The following is an 18,849-nucleotide window of genomic DNA, read 5'->3' on the forward strand; positions in this document are numbered from 1 at the left end:
GCCATGCAGACGATCTTTCCCACCGAGCCAAGCGCCGCCGAGGCGCAGGCCACCATCGCCGAGGAGTTCGCGCTGTTTGGCGACTGGTCGGAACGCTACCAGTACCTGATCGATCTCGGCCGCAAGCTGCCCGAGCTGCCGGCGGAATGGAAGACCGAGCGACATCGCCTGCACGGCTGCCAGTCGAACGTCTGGATCGTCGCCGAGGGCGATGCCTCGAAACTGGATTTCCACGCCATCAGCGATTCGGCCATCGTCTCCGGGCTGATCTACCTGGCGCTGCGGACGTACTCGGGCCGACCGGCCGCCGAGATCCTGGCCACCACGCCGGACTATATCGCCGCGATCGGGCTGGCCAGACATCTCTCGCCCACCCGCAGTAACGGCCTGGCGGCACTGCTCGCCTTCATCCGCGAACGCGCCGCCAGCGCCGCCTGAGCGATGGGCGAAGCCCCGGACACCGCCACGCCGCCCTCGCCACTCGCGGTCGGCGGGTTCCGCTGGCTGCTGGCTTATCGCGTCGGCACGATGCTGTGCTACCAGATCGTCGCGGTGACGGTCGGCTGGCACGTCTACCAGCTCACCCGCGACCCGTGGGCGTTGGGCCTCATCGGGCTGGCCGAAGTGCTGCCGTTCTTCTGCGTGGCGCCGTTCGCCGGTTATCTGGTCGATACCTTGCCGCGACGCAAACTGGGCATGGCCGCCTGCGCCGGGCTCGTGATGACCGCACTGCTGCTGTCGTGGATCGTCAGCGGCCATTTCCCGATGGGCGGCACCTGGCCGATCTACGCCGCGGTGGCGCTGGGCGGCGCGGTGCGGGCGTTCCTCGGCCCGGTCTACAACGCATTGTTCGCGCGCGTACTGGAACGCGCGCAATACGTACGCGGGGCCAGTTTCGGCAGCGTGATCTTCCAGGCCGGGCTGGTGCTCGGGCCGGCGCTGGGCGGCGTGCTGGTCGGCTGGGGCGGCACCGGGCTGGCCTACGGCGTGGCGGCGACGGCCGGCGCGCTGGCGATCTTCGCCCTGGCAATGCTCGAAGTCGGCGAGCCGCCGGTCGCGCAGCGGCGCGGCCCGGTGTTCCGCAGCATCGGCGAGGGGCTCGGCTTCGTCTTCGGCCACCAGATCCTGCTCGGCGCGCTGGCGCTGGACATGTTCGCGGTGCTGCTGGGTGGGGCGATTTCACTGGCGCCGGCCTTCATCAAGGACGTGCTGCACACCGGCCCCGAGGCGTTGGGCGTGCTGCGCGGCGCGCCCGCGCTGGGGTCGATGACGGTGGCGCTGTGGCTGGCGCGGCGGCCGCTGAGCCGGCATGCCGGGCGCATCATGCTGGGGTCGGTGGCCGGGTTCGGGCTGTGCATGATCGGCTTCGGCCTCAGCACTTCGTTATGGCTGTCGGCGGCGATCCTGCTGCTATCCGGCGCGTTCGACGGCATATCGGTCGTATTGCGCTCCACCGTGCTGCAACTGGCGACGCCCGACGAGATGCGCGGCCGGGTGTCCTCGGTCAACAGCCTCTTCATCAGCTCTTCCAACGAACTGGGCGCGTTCTACGCCGGGTCGATGGCGCGCCTGCTGGGGCTGGTTCCGGCGGTGGTGCTGGGCGGCTTCATGACGCTGGGCGTGGTGGCGGTGACGGCCAAGCTCGCGCCCAGGCTGCGCCGGCTCGACCTGCGCGAGCTGCAATAGCCAGCCCGGCCATCACATGAAAACGCCGGGACGTGCCCGGCGCTTTCTCGCTGAACGATACGGGCGCATCACGCCGCCGTTTTCAATCGCCCTGCTGCTTCTGGCGGATTTCCCAACGCTCCTGCGCATCGATGGTGCGTTCGGCTTGCGGGCGCGCCTCCAGACGGTCGATACCGATCTCCTCGCCGGTATCGACGCAATAGCCGTAATCGCCCTCGTCGACGCGGCGGATCATGCTCTCGATCTTGCCGATCAGCTTGCGGTAACGGTCGCGGGTACGCAGCTCCAGGGCGTTCTCGGTCTCGCGGCTGGCGCGCTCGGCCTCGTCGCCGATGTCGCGCACTTCGTCCTTGAGGTTCTCGATGGTCTGCTTGGACTCCTCGATCAGCTCCTCGCGGCGGGTCAACAGTTTCTGGCGGAAATACTCCAGATGCAGTGGATTCATGTAGTCCTCGTCCGCCGAGGGCTTGTAGCCGGCGGGCAGAATCGGCCGGCCGCTGGCTTCATCGGTCTTGAACTTCAATGCCTTGGCCTTGGGCCTGGGCGCATCGGCCCTGGTCGTGGAAACGACCGCGCGCGCGACCTTGCCGATGGGCTTGACCGCCTTCGGCGCGGGCTTGGCCGGCGCTTTCACCACCGCCTTCTTGGCCGCCGCCGGCTTGGCATCGGACTTCTTCGCCTCGGTCTTGGCGCTGGCCACCGTCTTCTTGGGTGCCGGCGCTTTCTTGGCCGCCGCCGGCTTGGCCTTGGCAACCTGGGCCGTTGGCTTCTTCACGGCGGGCGAGGTGGCCTTGGCCTCGGGTTTGGCGGCCTTGGCCGGCGTCTTTGGGGCGGGTTTCTTGACTGCCACGTAACGGTTCCTTAGGAAGTTCCCTTGAGCCGGGGAAGCGGGCTGTTATAGCCTAGGCGTCCTCCTACGGCAAGCGCGCCATTGTCGCGCATTTGGGCATGCAAGTCCCGTGATTTCGCGCTTTCTCATCGCCTGCCTGCGCGGCTACAAGCGTTTTATCAGCCCACTGCTCGGCCAACGCTGTCGATTCACCCCCAGTTGCTCGGAGTATGCGATGACCGCGATCGAACGCTTCGGGCCGCTGCGGGGCGGCTGGATGGCGACGCGACGGATCGGTCGCTGCCAACCCTTTCACCCCGGCGGACACGACCCCGTGCCTTGCACCGACCACAAGGATCGATCATGACTTCCACCCTCATCGTCAACGCCCGGCTGATCAACGAAGGCCGGGAATACGAAGCCGACCTGCGCATCGAAGGGGAACGCATCGCCCTGATCGGCGACGCCCTGGCCGCCAGGCCCGACGAGACCGTGATCGATGCCGAAGGGCGCTGGCTGATGCCGGGGATGATCGACGACCAAGTGCATTTCCGCGAACCCGGCCTGACCCACAAGGGCGATATCGAAAGCGAATCGGCCGCGGCGGTGGCCGGCGGCATCACCAGCTTCATGGATATGCCCAATACCAACCCGCCCACGCTCGATAGCGCCGCGCTGGAAGCGAAGTACGCACTGGCCGCCGGGCGCGCCTGGGGCAACCACGGCTTCTACCTCGGCGCCAGCAACGACAATATCGACGCCATCCGCGCGCTCGACCCCAAGGCCGCACCGGGACTCAAGGTGTTCATGGGCGCTTCCACCGGCAACATGCTGGTCGATGATCCCGACATCCTCGACGCGATCTTCCGCGACGCCCCGGTGCCGATCATCACCCACTGCGAAGACACGCCGATGATCGACGCCAACCTCGCCGAACACCTAGCGAAACATGGCGATGCCTTGTCCGCCGGACATCATCCGGATATCCGCAGCCGCGAAGCCTGCCTGAAGTCCAGCGCCCTGGCGGTGGAACTGGCGCACCGCCACGGTGCCCGCCTGCACGTGTTGCACGTCTCCACCGCCGACGAACTGGCGCTGTTCGAGCCCGGCCCGCTGATCCGCGCCGACGGCCAGCGCAAGCGCATCACCGCCGAGACCTGCGTGCATTTCCTGCACTTCGCCCGCGCCGATTACGAGCACCTCGGCAACCGGATCAAATGCAACCCGGCGATCAAGGAGGAAAGCGACCGCGCCGCGCTGGTGGCCGCGCTGGCCGGCGACGTGATCGACGTGCTCGCCACCGACCACGCCCCGCACGCCTGGGAAGAAAAACAGCAGCCCTACGCCCGGGCGCCAAGCGGCCTGCCGCTGGTGCAATACGCCCTGTTGACCGCGCTGGAACATGTCCATGAAGCGCGCCTGAGCCGCGCCCAGGTGGTGCGGAAATTCGCCCACGCCCCGGCGCAGTTGTTCGACGTGGCCGGACGCGGCTTCCTGCGCGAGGGCTTCTTCGCCGACCTGGTGATGGTCGAGGACCGGCCGCTCACGGTGAAGCGCGAGGACGTGCTGTCGAAATGCGGCTGGTCGCCGTTCGAAGGCCACACGTTCAAATCGCGCATCGCCGGTACCTGGGTCAACGGCACGCAAGTATGGGACGGCACCCGACTGCTCGGACAAGCGGCCGGAAAACGCCTGGAATTCGCCCGGTGAACAAGCGCGCGGCCGCCCGCTGGAGCGCCATCGCCTCCCTGGCGGTCGCCGGCTGCGCATCGCCGGAACGGAGCGCCCCCCCGGAACCACCAGCGTATTCCCCGCCCCAGGCGGGCGCATCGCCTTCCGCCCCGGCGCTTTCCTCCCCCCTGCCGGGCACCTCCACGGCCACTGACGCCAGCGCCCATCCGATGCCCATCTCCAAACCGCCACCGCGCACGCCCGCCCCAGACGACCCGGCCATTCCGCCCGGAGAAAACATCCCCGGCAGCACGATTTCCATTCCCCGCGAAATACCCCCGGGCCAGACCCTGCGAGGCCGGGTGCCGGTCGGCAGTCTGGTGGAAATCGATGGCGGGCCCGTTCCCGTCGATGGCGGCGGCCACTTCGGCTATCCCGTGGCAAAGTCCGCCACCGGGCAGTTGACCGTGCGCATCAAGCGCCCCGCGCCGGATCAACGCCCGGCGATGACGCTCAAAGTCGACATCCGCCGCTGATCCGGCCTTCGATCAGACGATCCATTCGGGCCACGTCCAGCCCGCCACACTCCCACGCCCTCGCCTGCCCGCCGCCCCATGCCCGTCCGATCCCGCGGGCGGCGGATGGCCACCACGCCGGAATCGACCCGCCATCCGCTCGGCGACATGAACATTGGAATGTCATAAATTCGCGCATTCCCCCTATTCATAAACCCGTATTTCCACCGAATCCGGCCAGGCCACGATCGATCAGCGCCACCCAATTCCCTTGCCAATCAAGGGCCAGCGCCGATCCCCACCCCATCTATGACTTTAGTCATGTTCCTTTCCACGTACATGCTCGTGTTAAAAACAAATTATCGCGCCGTTTAGGGAAGATTAACGGACCAGGAGCCGTCAACGGATGCGATGCCCGCACGCCATTTACGAGGAACGATTCATGCCCCCCATCCCCCTATCTCGCTCGCGTCTTTTCCAGGCCATCGCCTACAGCATGCTGGCCGCCGCTCCCGCCATGGCCCAGTCGCCTCTGCCCTCTCTCGCACCAACGTCGGGAAATGAATGCAGCGGCCCAAGCGCCGCCGGACGGCTGGAATGCCAAAACCGCTTGATGAACCAGCTGCAATTCAAATCCGTCCCGGCACAGCCCTTTGCCGGCACCGCTTCGCCCGCCCTGAACGCCACTGCCAACATCAACGGCGAACTCGGCAACCCCGATAGCTGGCGTACCGATGAGTTCGAGCAGGACTGGGGCCTCGGGGCGATCAATGCGCAATATGCTTATGCGCGTGGTTTGACTGGCGAGGGTATTCGCGTCGGTCTATTCGATTCCGGCGTTGGATTGCAACACCCGGAATTCGCCGGCAAAGACAATCGCGGGCTCAAGATCGGCGATCTGCTTCCCGATGGCACTCGATGCGCGCCCGACAAATATCTTGGCGGGGACACCGCCTGCTTCGGTACCGATGGCGGCCGTCCCTCCATCGACGCACTGTACATCGATCCAAGCATCGCATCTGATCTACGCGAACCTTACGCTTCGAACGGCGGCAAGATCGTATTGGAATACGGCTCGCACGGCACGCACGTCGCCGGCACCATGGCCGCCAACCGCGATGGACAGGGCATGCACGGCGTAGCCTTCAACGCCACGTTCAATTCGGCGCGCCTGTTTGCCGACTCCCTGACCCAGGTCGATTTGCTCTGCCTCTATCTAGGCCTATGCAAAAGCACAGCGATCGGCCCGGACAACAGTGCCATCGTCGACATGTACCAGCAGATGAATGCCGACAACGTACGTGCTATTAACCATAGCTGGGGGCTCTCCCGCGAACCGACCAGCGCAGCCGGACAAGACGCGCTATACAAGAACCCCGCCAACGCCAGCCGCTGGGAAACCATCCGTGACGGCTCCCTGGCCAACGGCATGATCCAGGTCTGGGCCGCCGGCAACAGCAGGACCAACAAGACGCCGGAAAGCAGCCCGATCGCCGGTGCCTACGCCAGCCTGCCGCGCCACATGCCGGAACTGGAGCAGTACTGGGTCAGCGTGGTCAACGTGAACAAAACCGGCGACGACGCCAACCCATATGTCCTGAGCGACCGTTCGATGAAATGCGGCCTGAGCATGAATTGGTGCTTGGCCGCCCCGGGCACCACCATTACCTCCAGCGTCTATGGCGGCTATGCCGTAATCGACGACACCAAGGACCTCCCGGACGGCAATGTCGCCCTGCCCGGCATCGACAAACTGGTTCCAGAATTCGACTATGACGACTACAGCGGCACCTCGATGGCGGCCCCGCACGTCACCGGCGCCCTGGCCCTGCTGTTCCAGCGTTATCCCTACCTGACCAACCCGCAGGTGCGCGATGTCATGCTCACCACCGCCACCGACATGGGTGCGCCCGGCGTGGACGAGGTCTACGGCTGGGGCATGCTCAACCTGAAGAAAGCCATCGAGGGCTACGGCCAGTTCCGTGTCGATACCGACGTGGTCATGAACCAGAAGGCGGGCGGCACCCACATCTGGAACGATGCCCGCGTCTGGGACGACTGGAGCAACGACATCGGCGGCCCCGGGCGGTTGAGCTTCGACAGCCAGGCCGGCGGATGGCTGCGTCTGTCCGGCAGCAACGACTTCAACGGCCTCACCGTCAAGGGCGGCGTGCTGGAACTCACCGGCAACAACACCCTGGCCGGCGACGTGCAGGTCAACGGCGGGCTGCTGCTGGTCAACGGCGATGGTCAGTTGCACAACTCGGTCAACGTCAATGCCGGCGGCGCGCTCGGCGGCAGTGGCGTCATCAAGGGCGATGTCGACGTTGCCGGCACCATCGCCCCCGGCAACTCCATCGGCACCTTGACCATCGATGGCAACCATGTGCAGAAGGCCGATTCCTTCTTCAACGTCGAGATGCGTCCGCCGAGCGAGACCGACATGCTCAAGGTCACCGGCACCACCACCCTCGAAGGCGGTACCGTGCGCGCCATCCGCATGCCGGGCGTGTTCATGCTGGGTCAGACCTATCACTTCCTGAACGCACAGGGCGGCATCACCGGCACCTTCGCCGGCGTGGACGTCTCCGGGCTCAGTCCATTCCTTGGCATGAATCTGCGCTACTCCGCCAACGACGTCTTCGCCGACATGGTGCGTGCCGCGAGGCTTGCCTCGGTCGCCACCACCTGGAACCAGAAGCAGACCGCCGGCGCGCTCGACGCCCTGGCCGATGGCAATACCCTGTTCCAGGCCATGGTGCTGCTGCCCGATGCCGCTTCGGCCAACGCCGCCTTCGACCAGCTCTCCGGCGAGGCCCATCCCACCACCCGCGCCATCCTGGCCGATGACAGCCGCCACCTCCGTGGCGCCGCGCTTTCGCGCGCCCGTACCGGCCACGACGCCTTCACCGGCCAGTCGGCCGGCCCGGGCTTCTCGGTCTGGGCGAACATGCTCTCCAACGGCGGTTCGCTCGCCGGCGACGGCAACAGCGCCTACGCCCGCTACTCCGGCTACCAGATGCTGGTCGGCGGCGACTATCAGCTGGATGCCGGTTGGCGCTTCGGCGTGCTCGGCGGCATGGGCCGCACCAATGCCGGCATTGGCGCGCGCGACAGCAAGGTGGAGGTCAGAAGCCGCGTGATCGGCCTCTACGGCGGTCAGCGCTGGGGCGGGTTCGGCCTACAGGCCGGCTACACCCATAGCTGGCACGACCTCGACAGCCAGCGCAACGTCCGCTTCGCCAACTTCAGCGATAGCCTGAAGGGCAATTACGACGCCACCACCAGCCAGGCGTTCGTGGAAGCCGGTTATCTGTTCGGCAACGATGCCTGGCAGGCCGAGCCTTACCTGCAATACGCCAACGTGCGGGTCAAGAGCGATGGCTTCGCCGAGACGGGCGGCCTGGCCGCGTTGAGCGCGACCAATGCCACCAGCAAGCTGAACCTGACCACCGGCGGCGTGCGCTTCAGCGCCAACCTGAAGAGCGCGCAGCAAGCGCAGAGCTGGCTCAGTCTGCGCGCCGGGCTGGCCTACCGCCAGGCCAGCGGCGATCTGACGCCAGCCAGCGGGATGCGACTGGCCGGCGGCAACGGCTTCAGCGTGCATGGCACGCCGATCGCCAAGAAGGCGACCATCGGCGAGCTGGGAATCGGCGCCCGCCTTGGCGAACGCAGCTTGCTGGAGCTGGGCTACAGCGGCCAGTTTGCCGACGAGGGCAGCGACCACGGCGCCAATGCCCGCCTGACGATCAAGTTCTGATCCCCCGCCGTCGCAACACCACGGGGGCGGCCTGGAGCCGCCCCCGTGCCGTCCGGACGGAGCGGCTGCATCCCACCGCCCGCTCTGGCAAACTGACGGCCACGCTATATCCCGGGCGACGCCGCGAGGCGCCGCCTTTTCGTTTCTGGAGATGACGAATATGAATGCCGCCCGCCCGCCATTGACTCTTTCCCGCCTCGACGTGGAGCGGATCGAAACCCTGCTGGAGAAGGTCAAGCCCGGCCAACACGACGTTTCCAGCCTGCAAGCCGAGCTGGAACGGGCAAACATCGTCGAGCCGCGGCAGATGCCGGCCGACGTGGTGACGATGAATTCCACCGTCGTCCTACGCAACGAAACCAGCGGCGACGAGCGCGAGATCACCCTGGTCTATCCGCACGAAGCCGACGGCGGCGGACAGAAGGTCTCGATCCTCGCGCCGGTCGGCAGCGCGCTACTGGGGCTGCGCGTCGGCGACCGCATCGATTGGCCGATGCCCGGCGGGCAGAGCGCCAGCCTGCGCGTACTGTCGATCCGCTTCCAACCGGAAGCGGCCGGCCAGTTCCACCGCTGATTCCCGCATACCCCGCGCCCGATACCGATGACGAACGATCCCACCCGCCCCGCCTTCCACGGTTTCGAGCAGATTCCGCTGCGCGAATACGCCGAACGCGCCTATCTCGACTATTCGATGTACGTGGTGCTCGACCGCGCCCTGCCCTTCATCGGCGACGGCCTCAAGCCGGTGCAGCGGCGCATCGTCTACGCAATGAGCGAGCTTGGCCTCAACGCCGGCGCCAAGCCGAAGAAATCGGCGCGCACGGTGGGCGATGTCATCGGTAAATACCATCCGCATGGCGACAGCGCCTGCTACGAGGCGCTGGTGCTGATGGCGCAGCCGTTCTCGTACCGCTATCCACTGATCGACGGCCAGGGCAACTTCGGCTCCAGCGACGACCCCAAATCGTTCGCCGCGATGCGCTACACCGAATCCAAGCTCACCCCCATCGCCGAAGTGCTGCTGGGCGAAATCGGCCAGGGCACGGTGGACTGGGACGCGAATTTCGACGGCACGTTGGAAGAGCCGAGATGGCTGCCGGCGCGCCTGCCGCATCTACTGCTCAACGGCACCACCGGCATCGCCGTCGGCATGGCGACCGACGTGCCGCCGCACAACCTCAACGAGGTGGTGAGCGCCTGCATCCGCCTGCTCGACGACCCGGAGGCAAGCATCACCGACCTGTGCGAGCACATCCTCGGCCCCGATTACCCGACCACGGCCGAAATCATCACCCCACCCGGAGATTTGCGCGCCATCTACGAGACCGGCAACGGCGGCGTGCGCGCCCGCGCCACCTACACCCGGGAAAACGGCAACATCATCGTCACCGCGCTGCCCTACCAGGTCTCGCCCTCGAAGGTGATCGAGCAGATCGCGGCGCAGATGCGCGCCAAGAAACTGCCCTGGCTGGAAGACATCCGCGACGAATCCGACCACGCCACGCCGGTGCGCATCGCCCTCATCCCACGCAGCAACCGCGTCGATGTCGAACAGTTGATGGGCCACCTGTTCGCCACCACCGATCTGGAAAAGAGCTTCCGCGTCAACCTCAACGTGATCGGCCTCGACGGCCGCCCGCAGGTGAAGAACCTCAAGGCGCTGCTGTCGGAATGGCTGGCCTTCCGCCAGGACACGGTGACGCGCCGCCTGCGCCACCGGCTGGAGAAGGTCGAACGCCGCCTGCACCTCCTGGAAGGTCTGTTGATCGCCTTCCTCAATCTCGACGAAGTCATCCGCATCATCCGCGCCGAGGACGAACCCAAGCCGATATTGATGGCGCGCTTCCAGCTCAGCGAGGAACAGGCCGACTACATCCTCGACACCAAGTTGCGCCAACTGGCCCGGCTGGAGGAAATGAAGATCCGCGGTGAGCAGGACGCCCTGGCGAAAGAGCGCGAACAACTCATCGCCACCCTCGACAGCAAGGCCAGGCTGAAGAAACTGATCAAGGACGAACTGCTGGCCGACGCGAAGAAATTCGGCGACGCCCGCCGCTCGCCGCTGGTCGCGCGCGAAGCCGCGCAGGCGCTGGACGAAACCGACCTGGTCGCCAGCGAGCCGGTCACGATCGTCTTAAGCGAAAAAGGCTGGGTGCGCGCCGCCAAAGGGCACGATGTCGATGCGGCCGCACTCTCCTACCGCGAGGGCGACGGCCTGCTGGCGGCCGTGCGCGGCCGCAGCAACCAGCAGGTGGCCTTCCTCGATTCCAACGGCCGCAGCTACTCCACGACCGCCCACACCCTGCCCAGTGCGCGCGGCAACGGCGAGCCGCTGACCGGGCGCTTCTCGCCCGCCGCCGGCGCCAACTTCCGCGCGCTGGCCAGCGGCGAGAACGATGCCCGCTTCGTGCTAGCGTCGAGCGAGGGCTACGGCTTCGTCACCCGCTTCGAAAACCTGACCGGACGCCAGAAAGCCGGCAAGGCCATGCTGACGCTCGGTAACGCGGCAAACGTGCTGCAACCGGCCACCGTGACGAACGCACAGAGCGATCGCATCGTCATCGCCACCAGCGCCGGGCACGTACTGGCCTTCGCCCTCTCGGAGCTGCCGGAGCTGGACAAAGGCAAGGGCAACAAGCTGATCGAAATCCCCAAGGCCAAGCGCGGCACCGAAAAAGTCATCGCGGTGGCGGTGGTGCCCGAAGGCGGCAAACTGCTGGTGAAATCCGGCGCCCGCCAGATGACGCTGACATGGCGGGAACTGGAACCCTATCTCGGCGCGCGCGCCTCGCGCGGCAGCCTGTTGCCGCGCGGCTGGCAGAAAGTGGACAACCTGGTGGTGGAATGATGGAAGCCGATTACTGGCAAGGCCGCTGGCGGCGCGGTGAAACCGGCTGGCATCGCGATGAAGTGATGCCGCTGCTGCAAAAGCACTGGCCCGCATTACGCGCAGAAAAAGGCGCCAGCGTGCTGGTACCGCTCTGCGGCAAGACGCTCGACATGCCGTGGCTGGCATCGGCGGGCCACAAGGTGCTCGGCATCGAACTGGCGGCGCAAGCGGTCGGCGAATTCTTCGCCGCGCAAGGCATGCAGGCGACCCCCCGCGCCACGGCCGATGGACTGCTGCATACCGCCGGCGATATCGCCATCCTCGAAGCCGATGCGTTTGAAGTGGACGAAGCCACATACGCCCACTGCCGCCATGTCTACGACCGCGCCGCGCTGATTGCCCTGCCACCCGAACTGCGCCGGCGCTATGCCGAGACGCTTTACGCTCGCCTGCCCACCGGCTGCCAGGCATTGCTGATTACTTTGGAATATCCGCAGGCGCAAAAATCCGGGCCGCCGTTTTCAGTGACGGAGGGAGAAGTCCGCGCACTGTTCTCGCCGCACTGGGAGGTGGAATTGCTGGAGCGCCGCGACATCCTCGACCAGCAACCATCATTCGCCGCTCAGGGCGTCACCACGCTACATACCGCCGTGTACCGGATGCGCAAGCAGCGTTGATTTTCGGCGCGCAGGCCCAGCGCCCGGCGCGCAAGGAGGCCGCCAGCATGACGGCCCCCGGCCTGCCTTGCTGGCCAATCCGTACGACACGACGGCGCAGCGCGCGGCTACCACGCCGCGCCCTTGCTCAGGCGCATCCAGCACGGTGCCACAGGCGGAGATGGCGCGCGATGCAGCCTTCCAGCCCCCCACCGGCGTCACCGCGGCCGGTACGCCAGCGCGACATCCAGCGGCAACCGCCGCCAAACATGTTCGAAATGGTCGAAGCCGGCGGTGCTCATGGCGCGGCCACCGTCGAATGCCCTTCAGTAAGCGGAATACGGCCGCCACGCCCCGACCAGCGAAAGGAAGAGAGTGGATTCAGCATCGGATGCGAAGCGGCGCGAACAGCGGTAAGCGCGCCGACCCTTCCCTTCACGACGAACGCCCCCACACACACGCTCAGAGCGAGTGTGACGTCGGGCCTCGTATCTGCTGTTGGGCCTGCTGCTGAGCGCGTTGCTCGTCCAGTTGCCCGATCACTTCCGTCATCTGCGGCGACTGCGCGGGGTCCAGCCCCACGCGATAACCGGGCACCGTGCCGAACACCCATACGTTACCGTTGACGTAGCTGATGCGATTGGCATCGACCTTGGACGGGTCGGTCATGCCATCCGCCTTGGCCAGGTACATGGCATATGCCACGGCATTGTCCGGCACGCTGTCGGGCAGGCGTTCGCGCAACATTCGATAGTAGTCATGGTCGGGATGACCAGGACTGTCCGGCGCCCGCGTTCCCTGCCCCTGCACAACGGACGCCTGCTCCAACCTCGGCTTACTCGCATTGGTAAAACCGAGCGGCAACGGCAACGTATCGCTCACGCCCAATGCCTTCAGGTCGACGTGGATCTCCGGCGCGCCATGCAATGGGTCATTGGCGAGCGCCGCGGCCCGCGCCTGGCTCTCCACGTACGTGATTATGTCGATCGCGCCGCTGACCTCCTGCTCAGGGTAACCATTGGCGTCGTAGAAGAGCTGGCCGACCGCCTCGACGTTTTCCTCCCTCGACGAATCGATCTTCAGATCATCGCCGATGATCAAACCCGGCCTGGGCGTATAAACCACCGGCGATTTGCTCATGTCGACATTGATGTACATCGCCATGTCATATGGCGCGGCGTCGTAGAGATCCTTGAGCATGGCACCGGGATTGTCACGACGCACGCTGTCGGCCAGGGTGTTGATACCGGCGATTTCCGCCATGCTTTCCAACTCGCGCGACTTTACGTTGTAGTCTCGCAATATCGCCGTGTAATCATGTGGAGAGGGTCCTCTGGCGATCACGGCCGCCTCGTCGCGCAGCTTCATATCCTGGTCGATGATGTCCTGGCGGTTGACGCCATGCTGCAACTCGTGCCCAAGCGTCATGCGCAAGGTGTTGGCGGCCTGGACGTTCTTATCGGCGATCTTCAACTGTTCGAGGGAAACGGCCAACGCCCTGGCCGCCGCACTGTAGCTGCCCACCGCACCCGAATCATCAAGACTCTCGAACTGCTCCAGGTTGCCGCGCCTGATCGACTCCAGGATGTCGGCTTTCGCCTCCGGTGTCTTTTCGATCAGCTCGCGAAGGTTTCGGCCGGGATGCCCGGCAGACGAGTCGTAATTGCTCTCGAACTCCAAGAGCATCTCGTCAAGTTTTCTTTCTTCCGGATTAGGCATGTTCTTGGCTCCCGAATCAGGCGTAGGCGTTGATAATCAACATAGATACGCAGGTCTGCGCATCGCCCGGCGCGCGCTTGCCACGCGGGTATACCGTCACGCCGACATCACCGCGGGTGAATTCCCAGTAGTCCCGCGTATCGACGCGGTTGCGCAGCCGCGTGGCGGAGAAGCCCGCCGCCACCAGCGCCTGGTGGTATTCGTCGAAACTCACGCATACCGGCGTCATGTCGGCCCCGGCATGGGTCTGGTCGTTGAACTCGAACAACAGGCGGTTGGGCTTCTGCCCGGGCACGCTCGACATCGAACGCAGGCCGTAGTACCAGACATCGCTCAACTTGCCGGTGACGCCATACTCATTGGCATTGCCGGGACTGAGCCGCATGCGCAGGCCGGTGCGCTTTTCGACGTTCTCGGGGGCGAGGTCGTCGATGCCGCGGGCGCTCTCGATCAACGCAAGCACGCGCTTGCCAAGCGCTTTCGCATCCTGCAAGGCGGATTCGGTGGGAACGGTTGTCGTCATGGCGATGGGCTCCTTGGCCGTGTAAGGCATAACGGGCGCGAGAACGCAGGCCGATATGCAGAGCATGCAAAACAAGGCCGGTAAACGCGGCTTGAAGGCGGCAGTGGCTGGCAAGACATCCTCCCGTCAACCGGGGCATCGATGGCTCGATTTTTCAATCTACTCCAGGCCCGGGCACCGGACAACCGCCGGCCCCGCCGGGCCGGCGATACGGTGCGCCCTCACCCGGCGATGGCCGCCGCATGTACCCCGGCCACCGAGCGGCCGGAGGGGTCGGCGGTAGCGACGAACGCCGCGTCCCAGGCGATCGCCGCCGGCGAGGAGCAGGCGATCGACTTGCCACCCGGCACGGTGCGCGCGCAAGCCTCGTCCGGGAATGCCTGCTCGAACAGACGGCGGTAGAAATATGCCTCCTTGCTCTGCGGCGGGTTGTGCGGGAAGCGCTCGGCGGCGGCGGCGAATTCGGCATCGCCAACGTGCTTTTCCGCGTGCGCCTTCAGCCCGTCGATCCAGCCGTAACCGACGCCATCGGAAAACTGCTCCTTCTGCCGCCAGAGGATTTCATCCGGCAACGCGCCTTCGAAAGCTTCGCGCAATACGTGTTTCTCGATGCGCCCATCTTTCACCATCTTCGCCTCGGCATCCATCGCCATCGCCACCTCGATGAACTCGCGGTCGAGAAACGGCACTCGCGGCTCGACGCCCCAGGCCATCATCGATTTGTTGGCGCGCAGGCAATCGTAGTTGTGCAGGGCGTCCAGCTTGCGCACCAGTTCCTCGTGGAATTCACGCGCATTCGGCGCCTTGTGGAAGTACAGGTAGCCGCCGAAAAGCTCGTCGCTGCCCTCGCCCGAGAGCACCATCTTCACCCCCATCGCCTTGATCCGCCGCGCCAGCAGGAACATCGGCGTGGACGCGCGAATGGTGGTGACATCGTAAGTCTCGATGTGGCGAATCACGTCGGGCAACGCATCCAACCCTTCCTCGAAGGTGTAGGTGAAGCCGTGGTGGACGGTACCGAGCGCGTCGGCGGCGATCCGCGCGGCCTTGAGATCGGGCGAGCCTTCCAGACCGATGGCGAACGAATGCAGGCGCGGCCACCAGGCTTCCGAGGCGTCATCGTCCTCGACCCGCTGCCGCGCGAACTTGGCGGCGCAAGCGGCCACCAACGAGGAATCCAGCCCGCCCGAGAGCAAAACGCCATAGGGCACGTCGCTCATCAACTGCCGGTGCACGGCCGCCTCGAACGCCTCGCGCAGCGCCTGCTTCGAGACCGCCACACCCTCGGTCGCCGAGACTTCGCGCCAGGGGCGCTCGTAATACCTGCGCAAGGTCTGGGTACGGGTGTCGAACCAGTGGCCGGGGGGGAACTGCGCCACGTCCTCGCACAGGCGCGAGAGCGCCTTCATTTCCGATGCCACCCACAGCCGACCCTCGGCATCGTGGCCCCAGTACAGCGGCACGATGCCGATGTGATCGCGGGCGATGATCGCGCGCTCGCGCTCGGCATCCCACAACACGAAAGCGAACATACCGTTCAGCCGCATCAGCCACTCGCCGATGTCGCCCTCCGGGTCGGCGGCGTAGAGCGCGTTGATGACTTCGCAATCGGACCCGCTCTGGAAGGCGTAACCAGCCGAAAGCGCGTCGCGCAGCGAACGATGGTTGTAAATCTCACCGTTGACCGCCAGCGCCAGCCGGCCGTCGCCCGAGAGCAACGGTTGCGAGCCGCCGCTGGGATCGACGATCGCCAGCCGCTCGTGCACCAGCAACGCATGCGGGTGCTGGTGCACGCCGCTCCAGTCCGGCCCGCGATGGCGCAAGCGCGCGGAGAGCGAAAGCGCCAACGGACGCAACACGGACAGGTCACTGCCCGCTCGGAGATCGATGACGGAAAGGATGGAACACATGGCTGGACTCCTGGTTTTGGATGGACGAAAACGAAGAAGCCCGCCTTGGGAGGCGGGCTTCAGGAAGGTTTGGCGTGGAAATCGCGCGCTAACCGCTGGCCCGCTGGCGGCAGGAATTATTGTTGCGGTTATTGACGTTGACCGGGACGCACGCGCCGCCCGCCGGGAAAGCGGAAGCGCGACGGACAAGGGCGCATAACAGGGTCATGGGCCGAGTGTGCGCCGGGCGGGCGGCACTTGGCAAGCCCTTCGACCACCACATACGCGGATGCCGGTCTAGCCATCGCATCCACCAGACGGCCGCCTTGGAGATATTTTTCGCGGCACCGCGACAGCGCGCTCAACGAGACGAGTGTGGCGATCAAACCCACTTCGTTTCAGCAAGACTTTCGCGGCCATCGCCCGGGAAATGGCCGTGGTTCGCCGGTGACAAGATCGCCGCCTGGACCGACGACCACCGCATCTACCGCCAGGACGACCGGCAGGGCAACACCTGGACCTACGATCCGGACCAACCCGCCCTCGGCTGGCAGCGCGAGGCCCCGATCGACGCCAGCAACGATCACATCGACAACCCGACCCGCGGCAGGCTGCGCGCCTCACCCGCGCTGGCCAATGAACTGAACCACCAGGCGACCCGCACGTCGGTGGAACGGGTGCTCGGCAGCCCCCCCTCGCAGCGCGACCCCTTTACCCAGCCCGCCCTCGCCAACGACGCGCCCAGCATCACCCCCGCGAACTGGGTCCGCGATGCCGACGGCGACACCTGGCGGCGCGAGGTCGTGGTCGCATACCTGGAACACGGTCTGCGCCAGACGCGTATCGACGCGGCCGGCCCGGAACATGCGGCGGAACTGGATCGCGCAGCGGCGCAGACCGTACTCCCCAGCACCGGCTCACTCGGATTGGCGCTGGATAGCCAAAAAGAAACCCCATTGAGGCAGGTATGCAATGCATTCCATCGAATCACCGCGCCGGATCGCGGCGCGGGTTGGCCCGTACCATACGTTGGACGCCACTGCACCGACCTCGAACGACTTTAGCTGGCCCGTATCACTTAGCAGGCGACGTCTTCGCCAACAGCAGCCGCTCCAACAGCCGCCGATACAGCGCCGGTAGCGCCTCCAGATCGGCGATGCGGACATGTTCGTCCACTTGGTGGATGCTGGCGTTCACCGGCCCGATCTCGATGCACTCGGCCCCCAGCGGCGCGATGAAGCGCGCATCCGACGTGCCGCCGCCGGTGCTTTCCTCCGGGGCGAATCCGGCGGCTTCCGCCAGCACTTCGCGGGCGACGACGCGCAGCCGGCCTTCCGGGGTGTAGAACGGCTCGCCGCTGCGATGCCAGTCGATCGCGCATTCGACGCCGTGCCGGCGCAGGATCGCCTCGCACTCGGCCTCCAGCCGTGGCGCATCCCAGTGCGGGTTGTAGCGCAGGTTGAACAGTGCTTCGAGCTGACCGGGGATCACGTTGCCGGCGTGGTGGCCGGCATGGACATCGGTGATTTGCAGGCTGGTCGGCGGGAACGATTCGTAACCTTCGTCCCAGTGCCGCGTGGCGAGTTCGACCAAGGCCGGCAAAGCGGCGTGGATCGGGTTCTTCGCCTTCTCCGGGTAGGCCACATGCCCCTGCACGCCCCGCGCGACGAGCCGCGCCGACAGCGACCCTCGACGCCCCACGCGCAGCAGGTCGCCCAATACCGCCTTCGAGGACGGCTCGCCGGTGATGCACCAATCGATGCGCTGAGCGCGCGCGCGAAACAGCTCGGCCACCTTGCGCACGCCGTCGATCGCCGCCCCCTCCTCGTCGGAGGTGAGCAGGAGGGCGACGGTACCGGGGTGATCCGGGTGCGCGGCGACGAACCGCTCCAGCGCCACCACGAAGGCGGCCACGCTGCCTTTCATGTCCGCCGCACCGCGCCCGTACAGCGCGCCATCACGGATTTCCGGCGCGAACGGATCACTCCGCCACGCCTCCCGCGGCCCCGGCGGCACCACGTCGGTATGGCCGAGCAGCGCCAGCACCGGGCCGCCTTCGCCATGCGTGGCCCAGAGGTTGTCCACCGCGCCGAAGCGCAATTGTTCGATGCGAAACCCGATGCGCCGCAGACGCTCGGCGATGAGCCGCTGGCAACCGGCATCCTCCGGCGTCACCGAGGGTCGCGCGATCAACTCGCGGGCAAGATCGAGCACTTCGCTCATCACCCGCTCAATCGACGCCGAACAGCTTCTTGAAGCCGTTGTCGGAAAACCCCTGCGCGATACGGCCATCGTCCATCGCCACCAGCGGCCGCTTCACCAACGCCGGATGTTCGCGCAACAACAGCTTCCACTCGGCATCGCTTCCGGGCGATTTGCGGTTTTCCGGCAACTGCCGCCAAGTGGTGGAGGATTTGTTGATGAGCGCCGCCCAGCCGCCGACCGCCGCCTGCCAGGCCGCGAAGGTTTCCGGCGCGGGCAGCGCGTCGCGGACATCGACGAACGTGTACCCGATGCCGAAACGATCCAGCCATTTGCGCGCCTTGCGGCAGGTATCGCAGTTCTTCAATCCGTACAAGGTCGTCATGCAAGGCTCTCCGGTGTCGGGGGCCATTGTCGCCACTCGCCACGACCGGCGCCAGCCATGTGGCCGCCGCGCCGCCACTTCGTCGTTCGAGGCCACGGCAGCGCGATCGCGCCCATCGCCGCGCGGGCCGAGGTGATCGCTCAAGCCCCGGAGGGGCCGCCGTGCAACGCCAGGGTATTCCAGT

At 66.1% G+C, this 18,849-nt stretch carries 15 protein-coding genes and 1 pseudogene; 10 read left to right on the top strand and 6 right to left on the bottom strand.

Features of this window, described 5'->3' with window-relative positions:
- Positions 1 to 3: 3 nt before the first annotated feature.
- Positions 4 to 438, top strand: a complete 435-nt coding sequence (locus EBB59_RS08155) for a SufE family protein (RefSeq protein ID WP_170156552.1) — start codon at positions 4 to 6, stop codon at positions 436 to 438.
- A 3-nt stretch (positions 439 to 441) separates the two neighbouring features.
- Positions 442 to 1,686, top strand: coding sequence for an MFS transporter (locus EBB59_RS08160; RefSeq protein ID WP_122101663.1), 1,245 nt, complete (start codon positions 442 to 444; stop codon positions 1,684 to 1,686).
- A gap of 82 nt (positions 1,687 to 1,768) precedes the next feature.
- Here the strand turns inward: EBB59_RS08160 and dksA are convergent.
- A pseudogene (gene dksA / locus EBB59_RS08165) lies at positions 1,769 to 2,533 on the bottom strand (RNA polymerase-binding protein DksA); the annotation flags it as partial.
- A 112-nt stretch (positions 2,534 to 2,645) separates the two neighbouring features.
- On the opposite strand from dksA, the gene yidD reads away from it, so the two are divergent.
- The 7 genes from yidD (at position 2,646) to EBB59_RS08200 (ending at position 11,968) form a co-directional block, all read left to right on the top strand.
- Positions 2,646 to 2,882: a membrane protein insertion efficiency factor YidD gene (yidD, locus tag EBB59_RS08170; RefSeq protein WP_122101665.1), complete on the top strand. Its 237-nt coding sequence runs from the start codon at positions 2,646 to 2,648 to the stop codon at positions 2,880 to 2,882.
- A complete protein-coding gene (locus tag EBB59_RS08175; RefSeq protein ID WP_122101666.1) occupies positions 2,879 to 4,225 on the top strand; it encodes a dihydroorotase in 1,347 nt (448 codons plus the stop codon). The genes yidD and EBB59_RS08175 overlap by 4 nt, the downstream gene beginning before the upstream one ends.
- A complete protein-coding gene (locus EBB59_RS08180) occupies positions 4,222 to 4,722 on the top strand; it encodes a hypothetical protein (protein ID WP_122101667.1) in 501 nt (166 codons plus the stop codon). The genes EBB59_RS08175 and EBB59_RS08180 overlap by 4 nt, the downstream gene beginning before the upstream one ends.
- Positions 4,723 to 5,314: 592 nt before the next feature.
- Complete coding sequence (locus EBB59_RS14385; RefSeq protein WP_211327714.1) at positions 5,315 to 8,461, top strand: autotransporter domain-containing protein; 3,147 nt, start codon at positions 5,315 to 5,317, stop codon at positions 8,459 to 8,461.
- Positions 8,462 to 8,621: 160 nt separating this feature from the next.
- The gene (rnk, locus tag EBB59_RS08190; protein ID WP_122101669.1) at positions 8,622 to 9,035 is read left to right on the top strand and encodes a nucleoside diphosphate kinase regulator; all 414 of its coding nucleotides are present in this window, start codon (positions 8,622 to 8,624) and stop codon (positions 9,033 to 9,035) included.
- A gap of 27 nt (positions 9,036 to 9,062) precedes the next feature.
- Positions 9,063 to 11,309 (top strand): DNA topoisomerase IV subunit A, encoded by a 2,247-nt coding sequence (parC, locus tag EBB59_RS08195; RefSeq protein WP_122101670.1) that lies wholly within the window; start codon positions 9,063 to 9,065, stop codon positions 11,307 to 11,309.
- A complete protein-coding gene (locus tag EBB59_RS08200; protein ID WP_122101671.1) occupies positions 11,309 to 11,968 on the top strand; it encodes a thiopurine S-methyltransferase in 660 nt (219 codons plus the stop codon). Before parC ends, EBB59_RS08200 begins: the two co-directional genes overlap by 1 nt.
- 441 nt (positions 11,969 to 12,409) lie before the next feature.
- Here EBB59_RS08200 and EBB59_RS08205 read toward each other — a convergent pair whose 3' ends face one another.
- The 3 genes from EBB59_RS08205 to asnB form a co-directional block, all read right to left on the bottom strand.
- Positions 12,410 to 13,666 carry a periplasmic substrate-binding domain-containing protein gene (locus EBB59_RS08205; RefSeq protein ID WP_147455538.1) on the bottom strand — a complete coding sequence of 419 codons (1,257 nt, stop codon included), beginning with the start codon at positions 13,664 to 13,666 and terminating at the stop codon, positions 12,410 to 12,412.
- Positions 13,667 to 13,682: 16 nt separating this feature from the next.
- A complete protein-coding gene (locus tag EBB59_RS08210) occupies positions 13,683 to 14,189 on the bottom strand; it encodes a hypothetical protein (protein WP_147455539.1) in 507 nt (168 codons plus the stop codon).
- Between the two features lie 221 nt (positions 14,190 to 14,410).
- A complete protein-coding gene (gene asnB, locus EBB59_RS08215) occupies positions 14,411 to 16,099 on the bottom strand; it encodes an asparagine synthase B (protein ID WP_122101674.1) in 1,689 nt (562 codons plus the stop codon).
- 305 nt (positions 16,100 to 16,404) lie between these two features.
- On the opposite strand from asnB, the gene EBB59_RS08220 reads away from it, so the two are divergent.
- A complete protein-coding gene (locus EBB59_RS08220) occupies positions 16,405 to 17,142 on the top strand; it encodes a hypothetical protein (RefSeq protein WP_122101675.1) in 738 nt (245 codons plus the stop codon).
- 10 nt (positions 17,143 to 17,152) lie between these two features.
- Here EBB59_RS08220 and dapE read toward each other — a convergent pair whose 3' ends face one another.
- Both dapE and EBB59_RS08230 read right to left on the bottom strand, forming a co-directional pair.
- Positions 17,153 to 18,301 carry a succinyl-diaminopimelate desuccinylase gene (gene dapE, locus EBB59_RS08225; protein ID WP_122101676.1) on the bottom strand — a complete coding sequence of 383 codons (1,149 nt, stop codon included), beginning with the start codon at positions 18,299 to 18,301 and terminating at the stop codon, positions 17,153 to 17,155.
- A gap of 7 nt (positions 18,302 to 18,308) precedes the next feature.
- Positions 18,309 to 18,665 carry a Spx/MgsR family RNA polymerase-binding regulatory protein gene (locus tag EBB59_RS08230; RefSeq protein ID WP_122101677.1) on the bottom strand — a complete coding sequence of 119 codons (357 nt, stop codon included), beginning with the start codon at positions 18,663 to 18,665 and terminating at the stop codon, positions 18,309 to 18,311.
- Between the last annotated feature and the right edge of the window lie 184 nt (positions 18,666 to 18,849).

Origin of the sequence: Solilutibacter pythonis (genome assembly GCF_003697345.1) — a bacterium.
GTDB lineage: Bacteria > Pseudomonadota > Gammaproteobacteria > Xanthomonadales > Xanthomonadaceae > Solilutibacter > Solilutibacter pythonis.

Coding starts and splice junctions, on each gene's coding strand:
- rnk (WP_122101669.1), top strand. CDS start 8,622: ATGAATGCCGCCCGCCCGCCATTGACTCTTTCCCGCCTCGACGTGGAG.
- parC (WP_122101670.1), top strand. CDS start 9,063: ATGACGAACGATCCCACCCGCCCCGCCTTCCACGGTTTCGAGCAGATT.
- EBB59_RS08160 (WP_122101663.1), top strand. CDS start 442: ATGGGCGAAGCCCCGGACACCGCCACGCCGCCCTCGCCACTCGCGGTC.
- EBB59_RS08155 (WP_170156552.1), top strand. CDS start 4: ATGCAGACGATCTTTCCCACCGAGCCAAGCGCCGCCGAGGCGCAGGCC.
- EBB59_RS08200 (WP_122101671.1), top strand. CDS start 11,309: ATGGAAGCCGATTACTGGCAAGGCCGCTGGCGGCGCGGTGAAACCGGC.
- EBB59_RS08230 (WP_122101677.1), bottom strand. CDS start 18,665: ATGACGACCTTGTACGGATTGAAGAACTGCGATACCTGCCGCAAGGCG.
- dapE (WP_122101676.1), bottom strand. CDS start 18,301: ATGAGCGAAGTGCTCGATCTTGCCCGCGAGTTGATCGCGCGACCCTCG.
- EBB59_RS08175 (WP_122101666.1), top strand. CDS start 2,879: ATGACTTCCACCCTCATCGTCAACGCCCGGCTGATCAACGAAGGCCGG.
- EBB59_RS14385 (WP_211327714.1), top strand. CDS start 5,315: ATGAACCAGCTGCAATTCAAATCCGTCCCGGCACAGCCCTTTGCCGGC.
- asnB (WP_122101674.1), bottom strand. CDS start 16,099: ATGTGTTCCATCCTTTCCGTCATCGATCTCCGAGCGGGCAGTGACCTG.
- EBB59_RS08210 (WP_147455539.1), bottom strand. CDS start 14,189: ATGACGACAACCGTTCCCACCGAATCCGCCTTGCAGGATGCGAAAGCG.
- EBB59_RS08205 (WP_147455538.1), bottom strand. CDS start 13,666: ATGCCTAATCCGGAAGAAAGAAAACTTGACGAGATGCTCTTGGAGTTC.